Origin of the sequence: Parvularcula maris, assembly GCF_024505085.1 — a bacterium.
In the GTDB taxonomy this organism is placed as follows: Bacteria; Pseudomonadota; Alphaproteobacteria; order Caulobacterales; family Parvularculaceae; genus Parvularcula; species Parvularcula maris.
Window position 1 is genome coordinate 1 of the sequence record NZ_JANIBC010000034.1, and the last position, 2,386, is coordinate 2,386.

Annotated in this window: 3 protein-coding genes and 1 tRNA gene; 2 read left to right on the top strand and 2 right to left on the bottom strand. The window is 63.8% G+C overall.

Annotation, left to right across the window (positions count from 1 at the left end; translation table 11 throughout):
- Positions 1 to 87 precede the first annotated feature (87 nt).
- Entirely contained in the window at positions 88 to 354 is a 267-nt protein-coding gene (locus NOG11_RS14810) for a hypothetical protein (protein ID WP_256620593.1), read from the bottom strand.
- 81 nt (positions 355 to 435) lie between these two features.
- Here NOG11_RS14810 and NOG11_RS14815 point away from each other — a divergent pair.
- Together NOG11_RS14815 and NOG11_RS14820 are read left to right on the top strand one after the other, a co-directional pair.
- Positions 436 to 525, top strand: a tRNA-Ser gene (locus tag NOG11_RS14815).
- A gap of 537 nt (positions 526 to 1,062) precedes the next feature.
- Positions 1,063 to 1,419: a hypothetical protein gene (locus NOG11_RS14820; RefSeq protein ID WP_256620594.1), complete on the top strand. Its 357-nt coding sequence runs from the start codon at positions 1,063 to 1,065 to the stop codon at positions 1,417 to 1,419.
- Here NOG11_RS14820 and NOG11_RS15245 read toward each other — a convergent pair.
- Positions 1,361 to 1,888 carry a recombinase family protein gene (locus tag NOG11_RS15245; RefSeq protein ID WP_370468308.1) on the bottom strand — a complete coding sequence of 176 codons (528 nt, stop codon included), beginning with the start codon at positions 1,886 to 1,888 and terminating at the stop codon, positions 1,361 to 1,363. The two genes, NOG11_RS14820 and NOG11_RS15245, sit on opposite strands and share 59 nt — an antisense overlap.
- Between the last annotated feature and the right edge of the window lie 498 nt (positions 1,889 to 2,386).

The window sequence follows — 2,386 nt, forward strand, 5'->3', positions numbered from 1 at the left end:
CGAAGCGTAGCCCGGAACCCAGAACTGGGACCTTAGGAACAGAAGCGCCGCCCGGCAAACCCACTCGTCAGACTTGAGCCGAGGCGCTCACTCCACCGGCTTGATCAGGATCGTCGCGACCAAGCCCAAAACCCCCAAGACGGCCCAGAGGGGGAGGTCCAGCATCAGGTTGATCACCCCGCCGAGCCCGCCTTCAGCCAAGCGCCCAAGCGTCACGCCCGGCAGCAGGCTGACGATCTCGCGGACCGTCCGCACCACCGGCTGCCCGGCCTCAACGCTGGAGATCAGATCCGCACCGATCAGCGCGATCGCCAGCGCGATCAGTACCCATGCCGCTATCCGCAAACCCTGCATCGAACCCTCCACCGAAAGCTTGGTGTAGCTAGCGAGGAGGTGGTTGCCAATCCTCTACCGGTCTGGCACGAGCGTCCGACCGGACAGGTGGCCGAGTGGTCGAAGGCGCACGCCTGGAACGCGTGTAGGCGGGAAACCGTCTCGAGGGTTCGAATCCCTCTCTGTCCGCCATTAAATCTTGTTTTCATTGGCATATTCGGTTCTCTGTACGGACGGCCTGTGGTCCCGCGATGTGTGGGCTTCCGGGGCATGCCTGTTCCCGAAGCGGACCGGAGAGGGGCATGTGGCCGGGGTTTTCGGAGAGGCTGTACCTCCTTTCTCTGTCGGCCTTCTCCCCAGTCCGGTTTCTGATGATGGGATGTTCCGGGCAGCCTCGCCTCATGGCTGTTGCAGGAGGACCTGCGGAGCGGTTGGTCACGGTTTAGCGATAACGCCCCATCGATGCGGAGGCGTTTCGTAGGCGTTCTGACCCGCTGCCTGGTAGCCGGGCCGGCCTCAGCCGATCCCGAGGATCGCTTTCTGCTCGTCCCAGGCAGGGGGAGGTTAGGAGCGAGCTTGAGGAGCCGGTCAGCGGGGTGGGCTAGGTACCGTCAAGGATCCGGCGGACCATCGTCGGCGAGAGCCCGGCGAGGCGAGGTGCTTGGTAAGGTAGCAGAGACCGGCGCCATTTCGCTTGGCGAGGGCGGCCGCTGTCAGATTGGGCGAGGTATGAAGCTCTTCGCTCCAGGCGAAAGCTCTTGCGAGGGTGCGCAGAAGGACCGGATCGGCATCGCCGTGGGGGTTTGGTCTAGCGATGGCCAGCTTCGTCTTCACGCCCCGGCGCTGGACGGCGAGCTCGACCTTGAAGGCGAGGGCGTCTTCGGAAGCGAAGTCCGTATCGAGATCGATCTCGAAGGCTGCGGCGTCGCAGGTGAGGATGAGCCTGCGGAGGAGATCAAGGGGAGATACGCTGGTTGTGAGGCCGCCGCTCTCGATCTGCTGTCGGATGACCATAAGGTGCCGGAGATCACTGTCGCGCTGGCGGAACGCATCGGCGATGCAGTGCTCGTCGCCAAGGAAGCGTGAGGTTTTGCGTGCGGCGAGCTTCTCGATCATTGGGACGAGCAGTCTGAGGTTCTCGTTCACATAAGCGGTAGCGTTGGCTGTCCCTCATGGCGCGGGTGGCGACGAGGGGCGTGCCTTCCTTATCGTAGAGCTTGCCGAGAAGCGGCAGCGATTCCTGACTTCGCGTTCGGTGCTTGCCGCCCCGCCGGGCCAGTCGCTGCTGCACCTGATCGAAGAGCGCCTCGTTGATGATCGCTTCGTGCTGGCCCTTATGGACCTGATCCGTGTGCCGAATCTGACCTCGGTAGATTGGGTTTGAGAGGAGCTTCGGGCTGGCCATGCCTCGGGCGTTACAGTCCGCCTTAAGAGGTGGTATAGTGCTGAACTCGAGGGTGCGCCCGAGAAGGAGGCGGACGGTCTCGGCCTCGTCCTGATGAACCCTCAGTATACGGCCATCGGCCGCGTAGCCGGCGGGGAGGTAGCCGTCCATCCAGACCCTCTTCGAAGGACTTAGGCGTGTAGATCGCAAAGCGCCGCCGCTTGGTCATTGTGGCGTCTTCTTCTTCTTCCGGTCCGTCAGCCCAAAGAAGGCGGGGCCTGACCACGGCGTCCCGGTAATCACTCTCGCTGCGGCGAAGAGCGAGCAATGGACCTCACCGCCGATACGGACCTTCCCCGGTCGAGGACTTCCGCCTCGTAGGTCTTGCCGTGCTATACACGCAAAAGGTGGGTGCCGGGGGTGAGGTCGACGCTCCCCTCCGCCCCTGTCTAGGTCCAGCCTCACCCTCGGCTCCTCGCCTGGACGATGGCATGTGGGCGTGCAGGTGCCAGCGCCCCGCTGGGCTGAGATCGCCAAGGCTAGATGTCTGCAACTCGGTCGCGAGCGGGCGGCGCAGCACCGGCCGACTCCGGCTCTTCGGCAGCGGGACTTCGAAGACGTCCTGCTAGAGCGTTTTGAGCCCTCACTGACTCGTTCGTGGTTTGCGCG